Source organism: Bradyrhizobium sp. McL0615 (assembly GCF_049993905.1).
Classification (GTDB): domain Bacteria; phylum Pseudomonadota; class Alphaproteobacteria; order Rhizobiales; family Xanthobacteraceae; genus Bradyrhizobium.
In genome coordinates, this window is the sequence record NZ_CP188254.1 from 7,386,972 (window position 1) to 7,406,668 (window position 19,697).

Annotated in this window: 18 protein-coding genes, 1 other RNA gene and 1 pseudogene; 5 read left to right on the forward strand and 15 right to left on the reverse strand. The window is 63.4% G+C overall.

Annotated features, from left to right (window positions below):
* Positions 1-29: 29 nt before the first annotated feature.
* From ACPPVP_RS35485 to rsmH, 9 genes are all read right to left on the reverse strand, one after another.
* Positions 30-1,463 (reverse strand): DUF5107 domain-containing protein, encoded by a 1,434-nt coding sequence (locus ACPPVP_RS35485; protein WP_426528204.1) that lies wholly within the window; start codon positions 1,461-1,463, stop codon positions 30-32.
* Positions 1,464-1,568: 105 nt separating this feature from the next.
* Entirely contained in the window at positions 1,569-1,781 is a 213-nt protein-coding gene (locus tag ACPPVP_RS35490; RefSeq protein ID WP_426528205.1) for a hypothetical protein, read from the reverse strand.
* A gap of 17 nt (positions 1,782-1,798) precedes the next feature.
* The gene (murD, locus tag ACPPVP_RS35495; RefSeq protein ID WP_426528206.1) at positions 1,799-3,199 is read right to left on the reverse strand and encodes a UDP-N-acetylmuramoyl-L-alanine--D-glutamate ligase; all 1,401 of its coding nucleotides are present in this window, start codon (positions 3,197-3,199) and stop codon (positions 1,799-1,801) included.
* Between the two features lie 10 nt (positions 3,200-3,209).
* A complete protein-coding gene (gene mraY, locus ACPPVP_RS35500; protein ID WP_426528207.1) occupies positions 3,210-4,316 on the reverse strand; it encodes a phospho-N-acetylmuramoyl-pentapeptide-transferase in 1,107 nt (368 codons plus the stop codon).
* Positions 4,317-4,498: 182 nt separating this feature from the next.
* Complete coding sequence (locus tag ACPPVP_RS35505; RefSeq protein ID WP_426528208.1) at positions 4,499-5,896, reverse strand: UDP-N-acetylmuramoyl-tripeptide--D-alanyl-D-alanine ligase; 1,398 nt, start codon at positions 5,894-5,896, stop codon at positions 4,499-4,501.
* The gene (locus ACPPVP_RS35510; protein WP_426528209.1) at positions 5,893-7,350 is read right to left on the reverse strand and encodes a UDP-N-acetylmuramoyl-L-alanyl-D-glutamate--2,6-diaminopimelate ligase; all 1,458 of its coding nucleotides are present in this window, start codon (positions 7,348-7,350) and stop codon (positions 5,893-5,895) included. The genes ACPPVP_RS35505 and ACPPVP_RS35510 overlap by 4 nt, the downstream gene beginning before the upstream one ends.
* Positions 7,351-7,397: 47 nt before the next feature.
* Entirely contained in the window at positions 7,398-9,149 is a 1,752-nt protein-coding gene (locus ACPPVP_RS35515; RefSeq protein ID WP_426528210.1) for a peptidoglycan D,D-transpeptidase FtsI family protein, read from the reverse strand.
* The gene (ftsL, locus tag ACPPVP_RS35520) at positions 9,146-9,538 is read right to left on the reverse strand and encodes a cell division protein FtsL (RefSeq protein ID WP_426528211.1); all 393 of its coding nucleotides are present in this window, start codon (positions 9,536-9,538) and stop codon (positions 9,146-9,148) included. The genes ACPPVP_RS35515 and ftsL overlap by 4 nt, the downstream gene beginning before the upstream one ends.
* A 2-nt stretch (positions 9,539-9,540) precedes the next feature.
* Complete coding sequence (gene rsmH / locus ACPPVP_RS35525) at positions 9,541-10,536, reverse strand: 16S rRNA (cytosine(1402)-N(4))-methyltransferase RsmH (RefSeq protein ID WP_426528212.1); 996 nt, start codon at positions 10,534-10,536, stop codon at positions 9,541-9,543.
* A gap of 545 nt (positions 10,537-11,081) precedes the next feature.
* Here rsmH and ACPPVP_RS35530 point away from each other — a divergent pair.
* A complete protein-coding gene (locus tag ACPPVP_RS35530) occupies positions 11,082-11,870 on the forward strand; it encodes an N-acetylmuramoyl-L-alanine amidase (protein WP_426528213.1) in 789 nt (262 codons plus the stop codon).
* Between the two features lie 120 nt (positions 11,871-11,990).
* Here the strand turns inward: ACPPVP_RS35530 and ACPPVP_RS35535 are convergent.
* Together ACPPVP_RS35535 and ACPPVP_RS35540 are read right to left on the reverse strand one after the other, a co-directional pair.
* Positions 11,991-13,242 (reverse strand): annotated as a pseudogene (locus ACPPVP_RS35535) (RNA polymerase sigma factor).
* Positions 13,243-13,257: 15 nt separating this feature from the next.
* A complete protein-coding gene (locus ACPPVP_RS35540; protein ID WP_426528214.1) occupies positions 13,258-13,608 on the reverse strand; it encodes a YciI family protein in 351 nt (116 codons plus the stop codon).
* Positions 13,609-13,904: 296 nt separating this feature from the next.
* Between ACPPVP_RS35540 and ACPPVP_RS35545 the strand changes: the two genes are divergently transcribed.
* From ACPPVP_RS35545 to ACPPVP_RS35555, 3 genes are read left to right on the forward strand one after another with little or no spacing between them, the layout of a single operon-like run.
* Positions 13,905-15,332, forward strand: a complete 1,428-nt coding sequence (locus ACPPVP_RS35545; RefSeq protein ID WP_426528215.1) for an L-lactate MFS transporter — start codon at positions 13,905-13,907, stop codon at positions 15,330-15,332.
* 10 nt (positions 15,333-15,342) lie between these two features.
* Entirely contained in the window at positions 15,343-15,498 is a 156-nt protein-coding gene (locus ACPPVP_RS35550; RefSeq protein ID WP_426528216.1) for a hypothetical protein, read from the forward strand.
* A gap of 8 nt (positions 15,499-15,506) precedes the next feature.
* A complete protein-coding gene (locus ACPPVP_RS35555) occupies positions 15,507-15,632 on the forward strand; it encodes an MFS transporter small subunit (RefSeq protein ID WP_283807444.1) in 126 nt (41 codons plus the stop codon).
* Between the two features lie 24 nt (positions 15,633-15,656).
* Here ACPPVP_RS35555 and ACPPVP_RS35560 read toward each other — a convergent pair whose 3' ends face one another.
* Entirely contained in the window at positions 15,657-16,088 is a 432-nt protein-coding gene (locus ACPPVP_RS35560; RefSeq protein WP_426528217.1) for a PAS domain-containing protein, read from the reverse strand.
* A gap of 111 nt (positions 16,089-16,199) precedes the next feature.
* A complete protein-coding gene (locus tag ACPPVP_RS35565) occupies positions 16,200-17,099 on the reverse strand; it encodes a LysR family transcriptional regulator (protein WP_426528218.1) in 900 nt (299 codons plus the stop codon).
* Positions 17,100-17,234: 135 nt separating this feature from the next.
* On the opposite strand from ACPPVP_RS35565, the gene rnpB reads away from it, so the two are divergent.
* Positions 17,235-17,652, forward strand: an RNA gene (gene rnpB, locus ACPPVP_RS35570) — RNase P RNA component class A.
* Positions 17,653-17,874: 222 nt separating this feature from the next.
* On the opposite strand, the gene ACPPVP_RS35575 is transcribed toward rnpB, so the two are convergent.
* Positions 17,875-18,603, reverse strand: a complete 729-nt coding sequence (locus tag ACPPVP_RS35575; RefSeq protein WP_426528219.1) for an alpha/beta hydrolase — start codon at positions 18,601-18,603, stop codon at positions 17,875-17,877.
* Positions 18,604-18,721: 118 nt separating this feature from the next.
* Positions 18,722-19,687 carry a helix-turn-helix domain-containing protein gene (locus ACPPVP_RS35580; protein WP_426528220.1) on the reverse strand — a complete coding sequence of 322 codons (966 nt, stop codon included), beginning with the start codon at positions 19,685-19,687 and terminating at the stop codon, positions 18,722-18,724.
* Positions 19,688-19,697 lie beyond the last annotated feature (10 nt).

A 19,697-nucleotide genomic window follows, 5' to 3' on the forward strand; every position in this document is an offset into this window, starting at 1 on the left:
CGCTGCGCTCTACCCATCCTACGGTTAAATCACTTTATCCTCGTATCGGCCGCGATCAGCTCTTTGCCTTCCGCGGTCGTGATCGTCAGCCGCACCTGTTCGCCGCCACCGCCTTCGGGAATCGGCGCGGAAATGCGATTTCCATTTTTCGGGTCGGCTTGCACGGTGTCGTTGAACAATATCGCATCGCCGCGTTTCAACGTGACGCGCAACGGCGTGACCGGTTCGATACTGAAGAACTGAAGATTAACGCCCGACGCCGCGGCGGAGAAATTGATCAGGATATTCTCGTTCGCAGCCGTCACGTTGCTCATGCCGACGGTCGGGCTGTAGGTCTCGGGGATAGACACTTCGCCCCGTGCGGGAAGCTGCGCGCGGTGGAAAAACTGGTCCGACACACCCGCCCACAATTCGACGTAAGGCCGCGCTTCGCTCGGGTCCTTGCGCGCGTCGGTTTCGTTCGTGAACGACGGAAATCCCCACGTCCACATCTTCAACCCCCGCGTGACCGTATTGTCGGCGATGCGGATGATCCCCTCCTCGTTGTCGTGGTTGATCACGCCCCAGAAATTCCCGCCCTGCATATCGGGCGCCGCGTAGGCGATGCCCATTGTCGGCCAGTTCCTGAAGTGGCGGAGCTTTTCGAAACGGCTCCTGCCCGCGCCTGCGCTCTCGTCGCCATCGGACAGATTGGCGGACCAGCGGGGTGTGCTGTAGGCCTCGATCGGCGCAATAATTTCGGCGCCGCCGGTCGTTTTTGGATTTTTCGGATCCGATCCCGGCGCCAGCGTCGTGCACGTCCAGTACTCATAGTCGATGGACTTGTCCTGCGCGTTTCTCAGCACCACGCGCGTATCGAGCGCGGCGCGATGGGCTTTCAGCGTGACGTAGTAAGTCGCTTCGATGCCCGTCGAACCCTTGAGGAACTGCTTTGGTGCCGCAGAATATGCGGTATCGTCCCTGAGCGACATCGACACCGTCACTTCGCCGGCACTCTCCTTCACTACCCTGAAATTCCACGGCTTCAGCCACGCCTTGCCGTGCTCGGCATCGGGGAACGTCGGGAAGATGCCGCCATACACCATCAGCCAGTCGTAATAAAAATTGCCGGCCGTCATCCCGTAGGGAACGCCGACTTCGGTACGATAAAGCTGTTCGTGGCCGGTCGGCTTGTAGATGATGGAAAGAATGCGTCCGCCGAATTCGGGAACGAGCGTCACCTTCAGATAGCGGTTCTCGAGCACATGGGCCTTGAACATGCGATCGATGATCGTCTTTTTGTCGAGCGACCCGTTGACGAATCCGTTCTCGGCATCTGTCGCGTATTTGACGGTGCTCCACGAGATCGCCGACTCGGTGAGCGTCACATTGTCGGCTGCCAGCGCAGCCGTACCTGCGACGGCATGAAGCGCAAAGGTCGCCGTGAGCGCTGTAGCGATACGTGAGGGAGCATGAATTGTCATTTACGACACCCTCGAATGCGCTGGATGCTGGATGGTAGAGCGAAGCGAAACCCATCAAATCGGTGCCGCAGCGATGGATTTCGCTACGCTCTACCCATCCTACAATCACACCACCGGATTGACACCCGGCAATGCCGCTTGTGCGTTTTGCAACGCCTTGATCAGTTGTTCCAGTTCTTGCCTGCCGAAAAAGACTTCAATATCACCGCTTCGTCTAAGAGACAGTGCAAGTCCGGCCGCCCCACCTGCCACACGGACCACAGCTATAGCTTCATCACCGCTATCGCGGTCCGTAAAACAAATCGTTGCAACGTCCATCGCAACCGCCCTGCCCTTCACACCACCGGCTTGACACCCGGCAGCGCCGTCACCAGATCGCGGAACTTTGTGCCGCGGATTTCAAAATTGCGATACTGGTCGAACGAGGCGCAGGCCGGCGACAGCAGCACCACGGGATCGACGATCCCTGATGCCTCGGCATCGTGCGCGGCGCTGGCGACCGCGACATCGAGCGTCTCCGAAATCTCGTGCGGCACGCGCTCACCGAGCGTGCCGGAAAACTCCTGCGCGGCTTCGCCGATCAGATAGGCCTTGCGGATGCGTGGGAAATATTCGGCGAGACCCGTGATGCCGCCCTGCTTCGGCTTGCCGCCGGCGATCCAGAAGATATCGGCAAACGACGACAGTGCATGCGCGGCCGCATCGGCATTGGTGCCCTTGGAGTCGTTGACGAACAGCACGTTGCCACGGCGGCCGACCTGCTCCATGCGGTGCGCCAGGCCCGGGAAGCTGCGCAGGCCGTTTTGCAACGTGTCGATCGAGATGCCCATCGCCAGCGCACAGGCCGAGGCGCAGGCCGCGTTCTGCGCATTGTGCAAGCCCCGCAGCGAGCCGATGCCCCCTAACCTTGCGATCTCGCGGCGCGCACCGCCGGAGGCCTGCACGACGGTTTCGCGCTCGACATAGACTCCATCGGGCAGCGGGTTCTTCACCGATATCCGCACCACGCGCTTGCCCGACTGGTCGAGTCGGTCGGCGATGTTGCGGCACCAGCCGTCATCGACGCCGACAATGGAGGTGCCCTGCGGCTGCACGCCGGCGACCAGCCGCGCCTTCACGGCGGCGTAATGCTCGAGCGTGCCGTGACGGTCGATATGGTCCTCGCTGACATTGAGGAGAATGCCCACCGACGGATCGAGCGAGGGCGCCAGGTCGATCTGGTAGGACGACATCTCGACCACATGGACGCGGCCCATGCGCGGCGGCTCCAGCGAGAGGATCGCGGTGCCGATATTGCCGCCCATCTGGGTGTCGTAGCCGGCGACCTTCATCAGGTGCGCGATGAGGGCCGTGGTGGTCGATTTGCCGTTGGTGCCGGTGATGGCGACGAACGGCGCGTCTGGCGCGTGACGTCGCCGCTCGCGGCAAAACAATTCGATGTCGCCGATCACCTCACAGCCGGCCTGCCGCGCCATCAGCACCGACCAATGCGGCGCCGGGTGCGTCAGCGGCGCGCCGGGGGTCAAGATCAATGCCTCAAAATTCGACCACGACACCGTGCGTAGATCGGCGGTGGTGAAACCGGCCTGCGCCGCCTTGGCGACATTCTCAGTGCTGTCGTCGCCCGCGATCACTTCCGCGCCGCCTGCCTTCAAGGCGTGGCAGCTCGCAAGGCCTGAACCGCCGAGGCCGAACACGGCGACCGTCTTGCCCGCGAAGGAGGTGACGGGGATCATCGCGCGCCGCTCACCGCAGCTTCAGCGTGGAGAGGCCGGCCAGCGCCAGCATCACCGAGATGATCCAGAACCGGATCACGATCTGCGGCTCGGTCCAGCCCTTCTGCTCGAAATGATGATGCAGCGGCGCCATTCGGAACACGCGCTTGCCCGTCATCTTGAACGAGGCGACCTGCACGATCACGGAAACGGCTTCAAGCACGAACAAGCCGCCGATCACGGCCAGCACGATCTCGTGCTTCACGGCCACCGCGGTCGCGCCCAGCATGCCGCCGAGCGCAAGCGAGCCGGTGTCGCCCATGAAGATCGAGGCAGGCGGCGCGTTGAACCAGAGGAATCCTAAGCCGGCGCCGAGCACCGCGCCACACAGCACGGCCAGTTCGCCGGTGCCGGCGACATATCGGATCTGCAGGTAGTCGGAGAACACTGCGTTGCCGGTCAGATACGAGATCATGCCGAAACTGGCGGCGGCGATCATGACCGGCACGATCGCAAGGCCGTCGAGGCCGTCGGTCAGATTCACCGCGTTGCCGGCGCCGACGATGACGAAGGCGCCGAAGATCACGAAGAACCAGCCGAAATTGATCACCATGTCCTTCAGGAAGGGGATTGCAAGCGACGTCGATGTCGCATCGCGGCCGAGCCGCACCAGCGCGTAGCAGGCGGCCAGCGCAATCACCGCTTCGATCAACAGCCGCAGCTTGCCGGCGAAGCCGCTATGGCTCTGTTTCGTCACTTTCAGATAATCGTCGTAGAAACCGACAAAGCCGAAACCGAGCGTCACCGCCAGCACGATCCAGACATAGGGGTTGAGCGGATTGGCCCACAGCAATGTCGAGACTACGAGGCCGGAGAGGATCATTAGCCCGCCCATGGTCGGCGTGCCCTTCTTGGAGATCAGATGCGATGCCGGGCCGTCGGCGCGGATCGGCTGGCCCTTGCCTTGTCTCAGCCGCAGATGATCGATGATCCAAGGCCCGAACAGGAATACGAACAGCGCGCCCGTCACCATCGCCCCGCCGGTGCGGAAGGTGATGTATCGAAACACGTTGAACAAGCCGCGGAAGATGCCAAAACCGGGAACGGTGTTGGAAAGCTCGATCAGCCAGTAAAACATTCAGGTAGGCCCTATCACGCGGCTTGGTTGCGCCGTCTTTGGCGGAAAGCGCTCCGGGAACGCCTTCGTTCCGGGAATGCCTTGATAATCGTTTTCATCCTCAAACCAAGCAAATCTTGGCCATGCATGGGGTATTGACGAATCGCCTCTTGCGGAAACAACAGCCGTCAAGTGCGGCCAGTTTACGCCTTTGCCTGCAAGGCGGCCAGCAGCCTCGGCACAAACTTGTTCACCCAGAACATCTTTTTGCTGCCCTTGACGACCACCACATCCCCGCCCCGCAGCAATGCGGCGATTTGTTGGGGATCGAGCGTGGCCGGGTCTTCATGCCAGCCGAGCGCCCGCTCCGCCGGCACGAGGTCGTATAAATGGCGCATCAGCGGGCCGACGCAGTAGACGCCGTCGATGCCCGGCAGGTCGTTCGCGAGCTTCACGTGATAGGCGGGTGCGTCAGCGCCCAATTCCAGCATGTCGCCGAGAATGGCGATGCGCCGGCCGACCTTCACCGGCCGCGCCTTCAGGCTGCCGAGCGCGGCCACCATGCTGGCCGGATTGCCGTTGAAACTGTCGTCGATCACGGTGACGCCACGGACCGCTTGCTCGACGCCGCGGCCGGTCATGATGCCGACATGATCGAGTTCTTTCGCCAGCGCCGCGGGTTCGAGCCCGGCGGCTTGGATTGACGCCAGTGCGGCCAGCGCATTCTGCAGGCGATGCGGCGCACCGGGCGTCAGGCTGAATTCGATGGGCTTGCCGTTCACCTGCACGGCGACATCCCAGCTCTCCCCCCGAGCTGCGTGCTTCAACTCCCGCACCTCGGACCCCTCACCGAAGCGAACGACCTGGCCGTTCCATTCCGGCGCCTCGACGTCCCCAGGCAACACCAGCACGCCGTCCTTTGGCAGGCCTTGTCTTAGTAAGCCTTGCGCGATGCTCACCTTCTCGCGCCGGATCGCTTCCAGGCTGCCGAGCTTTTCCAGATGCACCGGCTGCACGTTCACGACCAGCGCGACGGTAGGCTTTGTCAGTTCGCTGAGCCGCGCGATCTCGCCGGTCTGGTTCATGCCCATTTCAACAACCCAGACGCTTGCAGTCGGGCTGGCATTGCACAGCGTCAGCGGCACGCCCCAGAAATTGTTGAAACTGCTCGGGCTCGCATAGGCGCTCGGATACGCGGCGAGGAATTCCTTGGTGCTGGTCTTGCCGACGCTGCCGGTCAGGCCAATCACCGGGCCGTTGAACCGCGCCCGCGCCGCGCGCGCCAACGTCCACAGGCCATCGATCAGCGTGTCCTTGACGACCAGCTGCGGAACGCGGACGCCGTCGATCAAATGCGGAACGATCATCGCCACCGCACCAGCGGCTTGCGCCCTGTCGGCAAAATCCCAGCCGTCGCGCGCGCTGGCGAAACTCGAAATGAAGCCGCCGCTCGGCGTGCCGCTCAGCGCCACGAACAGGCATCCCGGTTTTACAAGGCGGCTGTCCTGCGTGACGAAATCGATCGGCGTATCGGCAAATTTCCCTGACAGTCCGAGCGCGTGCGCAACTTCGGCGATGGTCCATAATGGCGTCGTACTCATGCCACCCTCGCTGCGAGCGCGGCGGCCACCGCCTCGTGATCGCTGAACGGCAAGACCTTGTCGCCGACGATCTGTCCAATCTCATGCCCCTTGCCGGCGATCAAGAGCGCATCGCCGGGCTGCAGCGCCGCTATTCCTGCCGTGATCGCTTCAGCGCGATCGCCGATGTCGCTGGCACCCTTCGCCTCGGCGAGAATGGCCGCGCGGATCGTTGCCGGATTTTCGCTGCGCGGATTGTCGTCGGTGACGATGACATGATCGGCATTCTCGGCCGCGATCGCGCCCATGATCGGACGCTTGCCGGCGTCGCGGTCGCCACCGGCGCCGAAGATCACGACGAGCTTGCGTTTGGCGTAAGGGCGCAGCGCCTGCAGCGCCTTCGCCAGCGCATCGGGCTTGTGCGCGTAATCGACAAAGATCGGCGCGCCATTATGTTCGCCGACCCGCTCCAGCCGCCCCTTGGCGCCTTCGAGATGTTCGAGCGTAGCCAGCGCCGCCGCCGGCTCGCTGCCGGTGCCGATCGCGAGCCCCGCGGCCACCAGCGCGTTCTCGATCTGGAATTCGCCGACCAGCGGCAGCTTTATCGCGTGCTTGCGCCCACGATGTTCGAGCGTGAGCTTTTGCGCAAAACCTTCGACAGCGGCATCGACCAGACGAATGCCCTCGCCCGCGCCGTCTCCGTTGCGGCCGACGGCGATGATCCGCAAGCCCCGCAACCGCGCCGCGTCGATCACTTGCTGCGAGCACTCATGGTCGGCCGAGATCACGGCCGCGCCGTCAGGCGCAACGAGTTCGCGGAACAGCCGCAGCTTGGCGGCAAGGTAATGCGCGACGTCAGGATGATAGTCCATGTGATCGCGCGTGAGATTGGTAAAACCGCCGGCGGCGATGCGCACGCCGTCGAGCCTGAACTGGTCGAGCCCATGCGAGGACGCCTCGAAGGCCAGATGCGTGACACCATCACCCGTGATTTCGTCGAGCTGCCGGTGCAGCGCGATCGGATCCGGCGTCGTCAGCGAGCCGTACACCGTGCGCTTCGGCGAAACGAGGCCGATGGTGCCGATGCTGGCGGATGCGTGGCCGAGCCGCTCCCAGATCTGCCGCGTGAACGCGGCCACCGACGTCTTGCCGCTGGTCCCGGTCACCGCCGCAATGATCGCGGGCTGGCGCGGATAAAATCGCGCCGCCGCCAGCGCCAGCGCGCGGCGCGGATTTGGCGTGGCGACAAAGGGCACGCGGAGACCCGGCGGCGCACGGTCACCGGCGACCGCGACCGCCCCCGCCTGTATCGCCGAATCGACGAAGCGCGAACCATCGGTCTTGCTGCCGGCAACGGCAAAGAACAGGTCGCCCGGCTTCACCGCGCGGCTGTCGACGCTAAGGCCTTTCACATCGACAGCATACGCCTGCGGCTCGAGCGCAGCATCATCGCTGAAGAGGTCGCGAAGTTTCATCGTGTTCCAGTCCGGCCCGGCGCAGCTTGGCGCGCGTGACATACGCCTTACTGGGTTGTCCTCGATGCCGCAAGAATAAGGCGGTCGGACGGCGGCAGATCGAAGCGCGGCTCGATGCCCAGAAGCGGCCCGATGCGGGCAATCACTTTGCCGCCGGTCGGCACCGCGTTAAAGCCCGAGGTGATAAAGCCGAATGTCTCTGGCAGCGCCTTCGGCTCATCCAGCATGACCAGGAGCTGGTACTGCGGATTGTCGGCCGGAATGATCGCGGTGAAGGAATTGAGCACCTGCTTCTTGGAATAGCGGCCGTTGACCACCTTTTCCGAGGTGCCGGTCTTGCCGCCGATATAGTAGCCCTTCACGTCGGCCTTCTTGGCGGTTCCGATCTCAGCGTTCAGCCGCATCAGATAGCGCATCTTGTCGGAGGTTTCGGTTCGGAGCACCCGCTTGGCGATCGCTTTGGCCTCTTCTTCCGACCGCTTCAGGAAAGTCGGCGGAATCAGAAATCCGCCATTGATGCAGGCGTTGATGCCCATCACCGCCTGCAGCGGCGCCACCGCGATGCCGTGGCCGAACGACGCCGTGATGGTGTTGAGCTCGGTCCAGCGCTTCGGCACGATCGGCGAGGCGCTTTCGGGCAGCTCGGTGCGCAGACGGTCCATCTGGCCGAGTTTTTTCAGGAACGCCTTGTGCGCCTCGACGCCCTGCGCCAGCGCGATCTTGGCAGCACCGACGTTCGAAGAAAAAGTGAACACCTCCGCCAGCGTGATCGAGCGGCCGTGAGAATGCGTATCGTGAATGGTGAACTTGCCGAACTTCAGCGCCCCGCTCCCGTCATAGAGCGTGTTGAGCGTCGCCTTGCCGGAATCCAGCGCCATCGCCAGCGTCAGCGCCTTGAAGGTCGAGCCCATTTCGAACACGCCGGTGGTCAGGCGGTTGATGCGGTCAGGATCGTGCGCCTCTTTCGGGTTGTTGGGGTCGAAATCCGGCAGCGACACCAGCGCCACGATCTCGCCGGTCCGCACGTTGGAGACGAGGCCGGAGGCCGCCTTGGCCTTGTACTTCTCTTTCGCCTTCAACAGCTCGTCGCGCAGCGCGTGTTCGACGCGCAGATCGATCGACAATTCCACCGGGCGCTGCAGGCGATCGGTGGCGAAGCCGGCGCGGTGCAGGTCGGCCAGACCATTATTGTCCAGCCACTTCTCCATCCCGGCAATGCCCTGGTTGTCGATGTTGACGAGCCCGATCAGATGCGCGACCGCCGCACCGGTCGGATAGACCCGCTTGTTCTCGCGCAGGAAGCCGATGCCGGGAACGCCGAGCTTGTGGATGTCCTGCTGCTGCTTCGGCGTGATCTCGCGCTTCAGCCAGACAAAACCCTTGCGCGACGACAGGCGCGTGCGTGCTTCCGCCTCGTCGAGGTCCGGAAGCGCTGCGGTCAGGAGTTCGATCGCCTCGTCCTTGTCGATGATGCGCCTGGGCTCACCGAACAGGCTCGGCGCCTTGACGTCGGTGGCGAGCACCTCGCCGTTGCGGTCGACGATATCGGGCCGCGCGGTGGCGATCGCGTCCTGCGAGCCGGCGCGGCGCGCGCCATGGCTGTCGGCGCCGACCGCAAACATCACCAGGCGTCCGGCCAGCACCGCATAGATCGCTGCGAACAGCAGGATGGCCAATCCGACCCGGACCCGGGCTTTTTCAGCGCGGTCGACGTTGCGCCCGTAGAGCAGACTGCGGATCAACCGCTGCCGCCACGGCTCCGCAGGCCGCTTGATGCTGGTGCGCGCCCGGCCGGTCATTGCTGACCTCCCGGCGCGGGCAGCGACCCGGTGGTGGGCGGCGCATCGGCGACGGCCTCGATGGTGTTGATCATCGTGCCGATCGGATCGGGCGCACCGGGCCTTGCAAAGGCCGGCGGCCGTTCCGGCAAGTTCTTCAACTGATCATATTGCGTGGCGTTGAGCGGCTTCAGGCCGAGATGGCGCTCGGCAAGCCCTTGCAGCCGCAGCGGCGCGTCGAGCTTGGCCCATTCCGCGCGCAGCGCCGCGATGGCGTCGCGCTGCTCGCGGATCTCGGCGTTGAGCCGCAACACGCGCTCGACGCGCGAGGTCGATTCCATCTTGATCCGGTAGACATAGGCCGCCGCAAACACCAGCACGCCGATGACGAAGAGGTGGATGATCCGCATCGTCAGCCTCCCCTCATCACGTCGGCAAGAACAGGCCAGGCCGGCAGGCGGTCCGGCGCGTGTGCCGGCGCCGTCGTGCGCTCGGCGGCGCGCAGTTTTGCAGAACGCGCGCGCGGATTGGCGGCCACTTCGGCTTCGCCGGGGGTCACGGGACGCTTGGTCAGAATCTGAAAACTCGGCGCAGCCTGCGCCAGTTCGGGCAAGTGCCGCGATCCGCCGCCGGTCTTGCCGCGTGCGTTGAAGAAATCCTTGACGATACGGTCTTCCAGCGAATGGAACGAGACGACCACCAGCCGCCCGCCGGGCTTCAGCACGCGCTCGGCCGCCGCCAATGCCTGATACAGTTCGTCGAGCTCTGCGTTGACGAAAATCCGCAGGCCCTGGAACGTGCGCGTCGCCGGATGAATCTCGTTCGGCTTCGAACGCACCACCTTGCCGACGATGTCGGCCAGCGCTTGCGTGGTCGTGATCGGCGCTTCCTTGCGTGCCGCCACGATGGCGCGTGCGACGCCGCGGGAATGGCGCTCTTCGCCAAAAATATAGATGATGTTGGCGAGATCGGCCTCGGATGCCTTCGCCACGACGTCAGCCGCCGTCGGACCATCATGGCCCATCCGCATGTCGAGCGGGCCGTCGAGCCGGAACGAGAAGCCGCGCTCGGCCTGGTCGAGCTGCATCGAGGAAACGCCGACATCCATCACGACGCCATCCACCGCGGCCGCACCTTGCGCCGCGCAGATCTCTGCGAGATTGGAGAACCGGTCCTCGACCAGGGTCAGCCGGCCATCGGACTGCTCGACCAGATCGAATCCGCCGGTAACCGCCGACCGGTCGCGGTCGATGCCAATGACCTGGGTTCCCGCGACCGCGAGGATCGCGCGGCTGTAACCGCCGGCCCCGAAGGTCGCGTCGACATAGATGCCGCCGGCCTTAGGCGTGAGCATCTCGACCGCCTCGCGGCCGAGCACGGAGATATGGCGCGGCGCAGCCGAACTCATGCGCCGTCCCCTAGCGTATTCCAGCCTGCAAAATGGAAGATGGACGCGAACGGGCCCATTGCGCCTCAAATCTCTGCGCTTCGCCGGGCTTTTCCGGCCGAAAAGCCGCAAACAGGCACGATTGCCGCCTCTGGCCCAGCCTCGCGCCCCCTCATTTCCGGACGGAATTTGCTGGGTTGCCATGGCATTTCGAGCGCGAAAGAGGGTCTCGGCCGTCCCCAACCCGGTTCGGCTCTTCACCACTTAGTAACGGCACTTAGCGTTAAGAAAGCGTTGATGATCGGCTGCGGGTTTTGCGCGCTTTCTACATACTGAAAAATGGTGATGCGCCCCGCACACACCCCCATCAAAATGCGAACTGGAACTCGGCCCGCTGGATTGCGCGAGCGCGAGGTAAAGGAATAGTAAACGGCGCCGCTTAAGACACGAAATTGCCGTTCTCTTGCCGGGTTTGAGACTAAAAAATGGCTTCTGGTCCGTTCGCATCTGCTGGTATTGATTCGAGGCGTCAACGCGCCCTTCCCGTTGCCAGGGCCAACGCCGACATGAAGACCTTTACGCCAGATTCCTCGATCGCATCCGACGTCATTCCGTCGCCGAACTTTGGCGACCGCAACAACGGCCGCGTCGCGGACATGATCCTGCTGCACTACACCGGCATGCCGGATGTAGAGGGCGCGATCGCCCAGCTCTGCACCCCCGGCACCGACGTATCGGCGCATTACATCGTGCTGGAAGACGGCCGCATCGTCCAATCCGTCCAGGAAGCCAAGCGCGCCTGGCATGCCGGCGTGTCCTTCTGGGCCGGCGAGGAAGACATCAATTCCTGCTCGATCGGGATCGAAATCATCAATCGCGGCCACGACTGGGGCTATCCGGATTTTCCGCTGCGCCAGATCGCCGCCGTGATCGCGCTGTGCCGCGGCATCATGCTCCGCCGCAAGATACCTTCGCATCGCGTGCTCGCGCATTCCGATGTCGCGCCTGCGCGCAAAAGGGATCCCGGCGAAAAGTTTCCGTGGCATTCGCTGGCCAATTCCGGCGTCGGTCACTGGGTGCAGCCGGCGCCGATCGTGCGCGGTGAACCGCTCAAGCTCGGCAGCATCAGCGACGACGTCGCCGGGCTACAGGGGGCGCTTGCCAAATACGGCTACAATATCCCGACCCACGGCAGGTTTGACGGCCCGACCATGGAAGTGGTCACCGCGTTCCAGCGCCACTTCCGTCCCGCCCGCGTCGACGGCATCGCCGATCACTCGACCATCAGCACGCTGCACGCGCTGCTGACGAGTTTGCCGGCGGACGCGACGAACACGGTGATTGCGGCGAGGTAGTTTCACCGTCATTGCGAGCGCAGCGAAGCAATCCATCTTTCCGCATGCGTGGATGGATGGATTGCTTCGTCGCTTCGCTCCCTTGCGCAAACGCTTCGCGTTTGTCGCAGGCAATGACGACTAAAGTCCGCCTGAGCTACCATCCATTTCCGCAATCCTTCGCGCATAGAATCTTCGCAGCGGCTCCAGTTGCGTCGCCGCCGTCGCCTTCAGATACGCCTCCCGCGCTGCGTCGCGCCGGCCGAGACGCCGCAGCAAATCCGCGCGCACCGCCGGCAGCAGCTCATAGCCCTTCAGTCCGCCGCGCGCCTCCAGCGCGTCGATCAGGTCGAGCGCCCGCGCCGGCCCGTCGACCATCGACAGCGCCGCGGCGTGGTTCAGTTCGATCACCGGCGACGGGCTGATCCGCAGCAGCACTTCATAGAGGCCGGCGATCTGCCGCCAGTCCGTGTCCTTGTAATTCGCAGCACGCGCATGCAGCGCGGCGATGGCTGCCTGCACCGCATAGGATTGTGGCCGGCCCGGTATCCGCAGCGCCTCTTCGACGAGAATTAGACCCTCCGCTATCTGCCCGCGATCCCATAGCGTGCGGTCCTGCTCTTCCAGCAGCACGATATCGCCGCCCGCGGTCTCGCGGCCGGCGCGGCGTGAATCGTGCAGCAGCATCAGGGCCAGCAACCCCTTGATCTCGCCGCGTCCCGGCATCAGCGCGTCGAGCAGCCGCGCCAGCCGGATCGCTTCGCGCGCCAGATCAGACCGCATCAGATCTTCGCCTGATGTCGCCGCATAGCCTTCGGTGAAGACGAGATAGATCACCGCGAGCACGCCGCGCAGCCGCGGCTCCAGCGCGTCGCGCTCCGGCACCTCATAGGGAATGCCGGCGAGACGAATTTTCTGCTTGGCCCGCAACAGGCGCTGCGCCATTGCGTCTTCGCTGGCGAGGAACGCGCGCGACCTGCGCGGTCGTGAGGCCGCAGACTGTGCGCAACGTCAGCGCGACCTGAACCTCGGCGGCAAAGGACGGATGGCAGCAGGTGAAGATCAGCCGCAGCATGTCGTCGTCGAGCGCGTTGTCCGTGCCCTCGCCTGGCGCTGCTACGTTGAGCAGGATTTCGCGGGTCAGTTCCTGCTGCTTGCCGCGAAACGTGACGATGCGTCTGACACGATCGATCGCCTTGTTGCGTCCGACATTGACGAGCCAGGCGCGCGGATTGGACGGCAGGCCGGCACTGGACCAGCGCTCCAGCGCGACCGCAAATGCGTCCTGCAACGCATCCTCGGCGAGATCGAAATCGCCGACGAGGCGGATCAAGGTCGCCAGCGCCCTGCCCGCCTCGTCGCGAAATATCTTTTCGACCTCAACCGGGGTCATGCGGGCACGTTGCCGTCAATCATAAACCATGACCGGCCGCACCTCGATCGAACCGTTCCTGGCGCCGGGAATGCGCGCGGCGATGCCGAGGGCGGTGTCGAGATCCTTGGCCTCGACCAGATAATAGCCGCCGAGCTGCTCTCGCGTCTCCGCGAACGGACCGTCGGTCGTCAGGATCTTGCCGTCGCGGACGCGCACCGTGGTTGCCGTCGTTGTCGATTGCAAGCCATCGCCGGCTTTGAAATGGCCGCTTTGGATGATGGACTGGGTGAACGCGCCATATTCCCCCGTCAGCTTCTTGCGGTCGTCCGCGGTCATGCGGCCGTATTCCGCATCACTCCGGTAGATCAGCAACAGGTACTGCATCTCAAACTCTCCTCATGATCGGCTGGATCGCCGACACCTAGTCGAACGGACGGCACGGAAGACGACATCGTCAGGATAATTTATTTTTGGGTGATGGGCGCGCCGCTTCAGCAAGCGGCAAACGCCGCGCACAGCGGCGGCGAAACGCCTCCAAATATTTAAATCGAAGAAACCGATAGTAATTGCCAATATTATTCGTTTGTCAAAATCATTCCCACACGTAGCCTCACGCGCGTGCGCAATCGCGGCGGTCCAACGGCCCATCCCGGAAAGCGATGCCGCTTGGAGGAATCTGAATGACGACGACGCTCGACAACCCCGACCTGCCCTCACGCGCCCTGCTGCCGTTCCTTGATCGGGAGCATACGATCGCCCGGCCGGGCTATAGCCGCTGGATGGTGCCACCGGCGGCGCTGTGCGTGCACCTCTGCATCGGACAGGCCTACGCCTTCAGCGTATTCAACCTCCCGATGACCAAATTGCTCGGCATCTCGCAATCGACCCCCGCCGACTGGAAGCTTACCGAGCTCGGCTGGATTTTCTCGATCGCAATGGTCTTTCTTGGCCTATCTGCCGCGGTATTCGGGCGCTGGGTCGAGGAAGGCGGTCCTCGCCGGGCGATGTTTACCGCCGGTGTGTGCTGGGCCAGCGCGTTCCTGGTCTCGGCGCTCGGCGTCCATCTGCACAATCTCTGGATCATCTATCTGGGTTACGGCGTGATCGGCGGCTGTGCGCTCGGCATCGGGTACATCTCGCCGGTCTCGACATTGATGAAATGGTTTCCCGATCGTCCCGGCATGGCCACGGGCATGGCGATCATGGGTTTCGGCGGCGGTGCATTGATCGCCTCGCCGCTGTCGGTCTGGCTGATGAGCAAGTTTGCAAGCGCGACCGATGTCGGCGTGTTCGCCACCTTCATCACGCTGGGCTGTGTGTATTTCATATTCATGATGGTCGGCTCACTGATCGTGCGTGTCCCCGCACCGGGCTGGAAGCCCGCGGGTTACGTTCCACCCGCCACCGCGAGCAAGCTGATGACGAACAACGACGTGTTCGTCTATCAGGCGGTCAAGACGCCGCAGTTCTGGCTGATCTGGATCGTGCTGTTCTGCAATACCACCGCCGGCATCGGCGTGCTCGGCCAGGCCTCTGCCATGAGCCAGGAAATGTTCCCGGGTCACATCACGGCGGTGGCGGCCGCAGGCCTCGTAGGTCTGATGAGCCTGTTCAACATGGGCGGCAGGTTCAGCTGGGCCTCGTTGTCCGACTTCATCGGGCGAAAGAACACCTATTTCGTCTATATGACGCTCGGCTTCGTGCTCTACGTGACGGTGCCTTATGCCGGCGCGAGCGGCAATGTCGTACTGTTCGTGATCTGCTTCCTGATCATCGTCAGCATGTATGGCGGCGGCTTCTCCACCGTGCCGGCCTATCTGCGCGACATGTTCGGCACCCGCTACGTCGGCGCCATCCACGGCATCCTGCTCACGGCATGGTCTGCCGCCGGCATCGCCGGACCGGTGCTGATCAATTACATCCGGGAATACAACGTCACGCACGGCGTGCCGAAGGCGCAGGCCTACAACACCACCATGTACATCATGGCCGGACTGCTCATGGTCGGCTTCATCGCCAATCTCTGCGTCAAGGCGGTCGACAAGCGCCACCACATGAAGCCCGAAATGGATGCCGATTTGGCGCAAGCCGCGCCTGCCCGCGCGTAAGGAGGCAATCGTGGAACCATCACAGGCAGAAACGCCGTTCTCGCAACTGCTGTTGCGTTGGGCCGCATACCAGATCGCAGGCTTCATCGCGTCGATGAAGCCGAAACATCTCGCCGGCCAGATCAGCGCCGACGTTGCCGCGTCAGGCAATCCCACGGGCGCATAGGAACAATCATGCAGAATACTTCGACATCGCAAACCACGACGCTGCAACTGGTTCTGGCTTGGAGCTTCGCCGGCATCCCGTTACTTGCGGGCGTGGCCCAGACCCTCGTCAATGCCATGAAGCTGTTTCAATAGGCTGCTGATCGAACCAGCAAGCGATCATGATGAAGCGCCGGCTTGCGCGAGCCGGCGCTTCAATTCTCTCAACTCCTCAAAGCGCTTCGTCACGTCACGCATGACCGCCACGGTGCCGGTGACGGCCGGCGTCTCGTTGCGCAGCAACACGATGGTGAATTCGACCGAGATCCGCCGGCCGTCTTTGGTCAGGCCAGGAACTGACAACAGATCGCCGTGACCGTAACGGCTCGTTCCCGTCTCCATTGCATGGCGAAAGCCGCTCCAGTGCCGCGCGCGTAAATTTTCGGGAATGATCAGGTCGAGTGACCGGCCGATAGCTTCCCCGGCCGTAAAGCCGAATATCCGCTCTGCACCAGGATTCCAGAACGTGATTTCGCCCTCGCGGTCGGTCGCAACGATTGCGTCGGAGGCGCTGTCGAGCAGCGCGTCGCCAAGTCCGGAAGGAGTATTCATCGCGCGTTCCTGCTCTAGCTCACGACGTTGGTCTGAACCGGCGCAACCGCGTTGACAAGCGAACAATGGCGATTGCTGCGATCGGAAAGTCCGATACGAAGACGATGCCGATCAATGCCGCTTTCGCGCGCCACGCTTCATCGATGGCGGCTCCGCCGCGTCCCTTGCCTGCACATCGGCGATTCGATGCATCAGCGCGATGGCGCTCGATACGTGATCGTCCTGCCGGTCAATTGGATAAACAACATAGGCCGGCATCGAGAATTCCGGTGCGCCGGCGACCGCGTGAAGCCGGCGCGTCTTCAACAGCGGCTCCACGATCCGGCGAGCAAAGAAGCCGGAGCCGCCATTGTCCAGCACATGTTGCAAGCCGAGCCAGCCGATATTCGCCGTCAGCGACGGCCCGGTGAAATGCGGGAAGAAAGCACTGTGGCGGGCATAGAATTCCGGTCCCCAGTCGACGTAGACATAACCAGGCTGCGGCTCGGGCCCGCTTTTCGGGTCAGTCGAGACCAGGATGAGCCGCTCTTCGAACAACTGCTCGACCTTGAGGCCGGGGCGGCTTTGCGGCGTGTACATCACCCCGATATCGATCCGTCCCTCCACGAGCCCTTGCATGATCTCCGGCTCGAGCGCGCTCTCCGCCCGAACCATAATTTCCGGATTGGCCGCCTGCATGAGCGGCAACCATCGCAACAAATATTCCTCCCACAGGCCGATGCGGCCGCCGATAACCAGCGTTCCGCTAAAACCCTTGGGAATACCAACGTCATGGCGTGCCTGCTCGACGGTTCGCACCAGCGCCGAAGCATGACGTTGAAATTGGCGGCCCGCCGGCGTGAGCGTGGCGCCGGCCTTGTTGCGAACGAACAGCGTGCAACCCAATTGCTCCTCGAGCGTATGAATGCGCGTGCTGACGGTCGATTGGCTGACGTGGAGACGCTCCGCCGCGGCGATGAAATTGCCCGCGGTCACCACGGTCAGGAAGGTTCGGGCCAACTCGGTATCCATGACACGCAAAACCTTCAATCGATGCTTTCGATATCAAATGCCGCTGCTACGCAGATGTCAAAATTGTGCCCTGCGGCCGGGATTAACCATCGCGGTCCCTTGACGCGGCGCGCGTGAGCCCCCATGCGTATGACGTCAGTCGGCCGGACGGCCGCTCCCGCTCTGGTCGAAAGGCTGCGGGGGAGGAAAGTCCGGGCTCCATCGACATACGGTGCCGGATAACGTCCGGCGGGGGCAACCCCAGGGAAAGTGCCACAGAGAACGAACCGCTTCGTCTCCGGACGGAGCAAGGGTGAAAAGGTGCGGTAAGAGCGCACCGCGTATCCGGCAACGGAAACGGCATGGCAAACCACACCGGGAGCAAAACCGAATAGGGACGGCAACGCGGGTCCGTTCGCGAAAGCGATAACACCGCAGGGCGATGTCAGGCTCGCCGTCCGGGTAGGTTGCTCGAGGCCATGCGCAAGCATGGTCCCAGAGGAATGGCCGTCACGTATCGCTTGCGCAAGTGAGCGGTGCCCTACAGAACCCGGCTTACAGGCTGGCTGATGTTTTTGCGAAAGCGTTTTCGAAGAAAACGCGTTTTGCTGAAATGAGGGGTTCGGCGCGAACACGCCGGACCCCTCGCCATTTCCGGTTTCGTTCAGAACCGTAGCCCGCATGAGCGCAGCGACATGCGGGACGAAGCGTGAGCATGCAGTGAGAATTGTCCCGGATATCGCTTCGCTCATCCGGCCTACGTGTCTCAAGCGAGACGCTCGCGTGCGCAACGACCTTAGTCGCGCCCCGCCTCGCCGATCGCCTGCGCCAGCCGCGTCGGATTGCTGAAGAACATTTCATGGCTGCCGTCGCATTCGACCAGCCGGAAAAGCCCCAGCCGTTCCGATAATCGCGGATGCCAGGGCAGGCCGTGTGGCAGGGCGATGTCCTGCCGGCAATTGACATAGGATTTGCCGACCGGCAGTTCCGCCAACGCATGCTTCAGCGTGATCTTGTCGGTGAACGTCTTGTACGGATGCAGATTGAGTTTGGCGTAGGCGGACTTCGCCAGTTCGAGGTCGGCGTCGTTGATGAAGGCATCGCGCCAGATTTCGAACGGCAGCATCACGGCGCCCTTGTTGGCGGCGGCCACGGCGTCGAACAGGCCGACATAGTGCGGCGGCACCATGTCGTTGAGGCACTGCCCATCCAGCGGAACGAAGGCGTTGACATAGACGAGCCGCCTGATCAGGTCGGTCAGGCGGTCGGCGACGCCCGAGATCACCATGCCGCCATAGGAATGGCCGACCAGGCGGACGTCGCGCAGATTGTTCGCTTCGATGTAGGCAACGATCGACGAGATCGCCTGCTCGAGGCCAGTCTTCTCGCGATCGTCGTCCTTGTTGTTGCCGGCGATCGTCGGGCAATGCACGACATGGCCGCCTTTACGAAGATGTCCGGCCACCGCTTCCATTTCGGCGCCGGTGTGCCACGCGCCGTGAACCAGAACGTAAGTGTCTGCCATTCCCGTCTCCCCTCGATTTCGGAAAATCGGACCTTGATAGAGACAGCGTTCCGCTTTCGATGGCCGGATCCGGCCATCGCCATCGCCGAATTGTGCCAAGGGACGCTACAATAGCGCTTTAGCGCTGCCGCCGGAATGCGCCCGGTGTCATGCCGAGAGACTTGCGGCATTGACGGATGAAGTGGGAGGGATCGGACAGACCGACGCGCAGCCCCATCCCACTGATACTGATGCGATCGAACCGCGGCTCGCTCAGCATCCTGCGCGCCGCCGCCATCCGGCAATCGCTCAGCAGGCCGCTGAACGTCAGGCCCGCTTTGTTGAGACAGCGGTGCAGGGTCCGCTCCGAGACACGCAAATCTTCCGCGACCGCCACAGCCGTCAGTCCCGGCTCGGCGTAGCGCAGCCTGATGGCACGACCGATCTGGTCCAGGAGCTTCGCGGCATCGCGCTGCTCGGCGGGCGCGGCCGGAATCTCGCTGCCGAACCCAAGCGCCAGCAGCGCACCGAGCTGGTCGGTTAGCACCCGCGCCGGCAGCGGCCGGTCGGTGGCGAGCTCGGGAGTCAGCTGGCAGGCAAATGCGCTGAGCGCCGCTCCCCAGCCCGCGCGCCCGTCGATGCGCTGCCCGATGCGCCGCTCGGGATCGGATATCCAGGATTCGACCCAGTGGATCGGCAGCTCCAGCGACAGCGTGTCGGCGTTGACCGGAAAGTTGAATTCATAGCAGCGCCGGGAATCCAGCAGGACGAGATCCATCGGTCGCATCCGCGAAGCGTGACCGTTCTGCATGACGGTCCAGTCGTTGTCGGTCTTGCACAGCAGGTAATAGTAGTCGGCCGTGCTGCGCGCGACGCTGGCTTTGCGGCGGTAGACATGCTGCGCCGATCCCTGCACGCGGTTGATGCCGATGGTGTCGAGTTGCCCGCGCCGAACCGAACAATCGAAGTCCGCGCGAACCTGCGTCGTGATGTCCATTTCGAGAAAACATTCGCAGACGGCGCCGATCCAATAGTCCAGGCGCCGCTCAGGCTCGACCGAGCCAGTCGACCACGTCTCGATGCCTGCCGTCGTTCTGGCCGCCATGGCCCTGCCC

What these genes read in the sequence shown, in the direction of transcription:
- ACPPVP_RS35555 (WP_283807444.1), top strand. Translation starts at nt 15,507, where the DNA reads ATGCAGAATACTTCGACATCGCAAACCACGACGCTGCAACTGGTTCTG.
- ACPPVP_RS35515 (WP_426528210.1), bottom strand. Translation starts at nt 9,149, where the DNA reads ATGACCGGCCGGGCGCGCACCAGCATCAAGCGGCCTGCGGAGCCGTGG.
- ACPPVP_RS35510 (WP_426528209.1), bottom strand. Translation starts at nt 7,350, where the DNA reads ATGAAACTTCGCGACCTCTTCAGCGATGATGCTGCGCTCGAGCCGCAG.
- ACPPVP_RS35580 (WP_426528220.1), bottom strand. Translation starts at nt 19,687, where the DNA reads ATGGCGGCCAGAACGACGGCAGGCATCGAGACGTGGTCGACTGGCTCG.
- mraY (WP_426528207.1), bottom strand. Translation starts at nt 4,316, where the DNA reads ATGTTTTACTGGCTGATCGAGCTTTCCAACACCGTTCCCGGTTTTGGC.
- ACPPVP_RS35530 (WP_426528213.1), top strand. Translation starts at nt 11,082, where the DNA reads ATGAAGACCTTTACGCCAGATTCCTCGATCGCATCCGACGTCATTCCG.
- rsmH (WP_426528212.1), bottom strand. Translation starts at nt 10,536, where the DNA reads ATGAGTTCGGCTGCGCCGCGCCATATCTCCGTGCTCGGCCGCGAGGCG.
- murD (WP_426528206.1), bottom strand. Translation starts at nt 3,199, where the DNA reads ATGATCCCCGTCACCTCCTTCGCGGGCAAGACGGTCGCCGTGTTCGGC.
- ACPPVP_RS35540 (WP_426528214.1), bottom strand. Translation starts at nt 13,608, where the DNA reads ATGCAGTACCTGTTGCTGATCTACCGGAGTGATGCGGAATACGGCCGC.
- ACPPVP_RS35490 (WP_426528205.1), bottom strand. Translation starts at nt 1,781, where the DNA reads ATGGACGTTGCAACGATTTGTTTTACGGACCGCGATAGCGGTGATGAA.
- ACPPVP_RS35575 (WP_426528219.1), bottom strand. Translation starts at nt 18,603, where the DNA reads ATGGCAGACACTTACGTTCTGGTTCACGGCGCGTGGCACACCGGCGCC.
- ACPPVP_RS35565 (WP_426528218.1), bottom strand. Translation starts at nt 17,099, where the DNA reads ATGGATACCGAGTTGGCCCGAACCTTCCTGACCGTGGTGACCGCGGGC.
- ftsL (WP_426528211.1), bottom strand. Translation starts at nt 9,538, where the DNA reads ATGCGGATCATCCACCTCTTCGTCATCGGCGTGCTGGTGTTTGCGGCG.
- ACPPVP_RS35485 (WP_426528204.1), bottom strand. Translation starts at nt 1,463, where the DNA reads ATGACAATTCATGCTCCCTCACGTATCGCTACAGCGCTCACGGCGACC.
- ACPPVP_RS35545 (WP_426528215.1), top strand. Translation starts at nt 13,905, where the DNA reads ATGACGACGACGCTCGACAACCCCGACCTGCCCTCACGCGCCCTGCTG.
- ACPPVP_RS35505 (WP_426528208.1), bottom strand. Translation starts at nt 5,896, where the DNA reads ATGAGTACGACGCCATTATGGACCATCGCCGAAGTTGCGCACGCGCTC.
- ACPPVP_RS35560 (WP_426528217.1), bottom strand. Translation starts at nt 16,088, where the DNA reads ATGAATACTCCTTCCGGACTTGGCGACGCGCTGCTCGACAGCGCCTCC.